The following is a 1,597-nucleotide window of genomic DNA, read 5'->3' as shown; positions in this document are numbered from 1 at the left end:
CTCCGTTCCGGCCTGTTGCCTTGAACACCACAGCCACATCGGACACCTGAACCGGCATCAAAGCGGGCATTTCGCCTGCACGACGCCGCCCTGCCTGGCAGTCGGTGACACACTGCGCACTCCTGACGACCAGCCTGTCAGGATCATCAACAAGCGGGACTGGGCAGGACTCCAGTCGACATATAACCTGACCATCGCAAATGCGCATACATACTACGTTCTTGCGGGCGTCACCCCCCTACTTGTCCACAATAGTGGAAAAGTGCCTGAGCTGTGCAATATCGGCAGCCATCTCGTTCTCGGCATCGCCCCATACTCCGATAACGTCGCAAAAAGCGTGAACGGATGAACTTTCAACAACAAGCCCGGTGGGCCAAATTTTTGGGCAGCGTTCCCTGATCCGAACAATGCCCTTAGGGGTAAGCCAATTTGGATGGTCGGCGTCGAAGCATACGTAAACAATCCAAAAATGAAGCTTACCGTCGATCTCGACGGCGTCGACGACGCACAGAATGCGGACCAAGCCCTGGCGGATCTGGTCAAGCGCGGCAGGCCCATCAATACTTGGGAGGAAGGGGCCGAGCGTGGGAACGGTACAGCGTGGGAGATGGCGAGGCTCCGCATGGCAGTTATGATGGGCAATCGCACTTGGGAGTCGATCACGTGGTACTACGGCGGCAAGGACGTCACCAAGGAGATGGCGAAACCAGATTGGGCCGTCCCGCTCGACTAAATTCAGGTGAATCTCCGCAGTTTCCATAGCTAGCCGTGAGAAAATGCGGCAAGGGCCCCCAAGAATAACCTGGGGGCCCTTGTCTGGACTACAATATCCCCTACAAGGGAGCGATTTGGTCCGGGGTTCCGTCAATAGCAGGGCCGCAACCTTCCGGTATGTTGTCCCTGACGAACCTCACTGCCTCCTGGGGGGTGCTCACGTCGGCGACCCAGGATTTATCTCGCATGTAGAGCCGATGAATCCTGAAGCCTCCATCGAGGGTTGGGAAGACAGATGGCAAGTCCTTTGACCAGGGAAACTTGGTGCACCTGCTGAGTTGCAGGGAACCATGACCCACCATTGGAAATAGTACCCCGATCACCGGATCGGCATGAGCCGCCTCCACCAATTCCTTGTCGACCTCTCCTATTTCAGCCTGCCGGCGTACTTCCTCCCAAGCTTCCGCAACCGGATCCGCTCCTGTTCCTGGCCCCTCAGAACTACTCATTTATCTACCGATCTGCTCTAGCTTGCGTCGCCGGCGATGCAACAATGGCGAAAAGCCCTACCGGCCAGCGGCATCCGCGACCATGGACGCTGATCACAGCCTAAAGCCTGTTGTAGAAGGCTGTGGGTGGGCATGTCGGCGTGTGCCCTGGCCTGCTGTTTCATCCGCTGAGGGCGAGGTTGTGCATGTGGGCGGCGGCCTGCACGGCGTGGTGCAGGCCGCGCTTTTCTGTCGGCAGCCGCGGAGGATCTTGTAGTTCTTCATGCGGGCGAAGGTGTGCTAGGTCCTGTCTGGAGTGAGGATCACGAGTTCGGTGGATCGCCTGCGTGTGGCGGCTCGGTTTTGATAGGCCATCGGTCATGGCGCGAGGCGAT

General features: G+C 58.2%; 2 protein-coding genes and 2 pseudogenes. 2 read left to right on the top strand and 2 right to left on the bottom strand.

Annotation, left to right across the window (positions count from 1 at the left end):
• Both ACIOFR_RS42255 and ACIOFR_RS42250 read left to right on the top strand, forming a co-directional pair.
• Positions 1 to 349 (top strand): hypothetical protein (locus ACIOFR_RS42255; RefSeq protein WP_401006160.1); only part of this gene is annotated, 349 nt, incomplete at its 5' end.
• Between the two features lie 72 nt (positions 350 to 421).
• A pseudogene (locus tag ACIOFR_RS42250) lies at positions 422 to 733 on the top strand (polymorphic toxin type 27 domain-containing protein); the annotation flags it as partial.
• 100 nt (positions 734 to 833) lie between these two features.
• On the opposite strand, the gene ACIOFR_RS42245 reads toward ACIOFR_RS42250, so the two are convergent.
• Positions 834 to 1,223, bottom strand: coding sequence for a DUF6193 family natural product biosynthesis protein (locus tag ACIOFR_RS42245; protein ID WP_401006158.1), 390 nt, complete (start codon positions 1,221 to 1,223; stop codon positions 834 to 836).
• A 160-nt stretch (positions 1,224 to 1,383) separates the two neighbouring features.
• A pseudogene (locus tag ACIOFR_RS42240) lies at positions 1,384 to 1,502 on the bottom strand (IS5/IS1182 family transposase); the annotation flags it as partial.
• Between the last annotated feature and the right edge of the window lie 95 nt (positions 1,503 to 1,597).

Origin of the sequence: Kitasatospora sp. NPDC088346, assembly GCF_044740765.1 — a bacterium.
Lineage (GTDB): Bacteria > Actinomycetota > Actinomycetes > Streptomycetales > Streptomycetaceae > Kitasatospora.
This window is presented reverse-complemented; position numbering and strand designations above follow the sequence as displayed.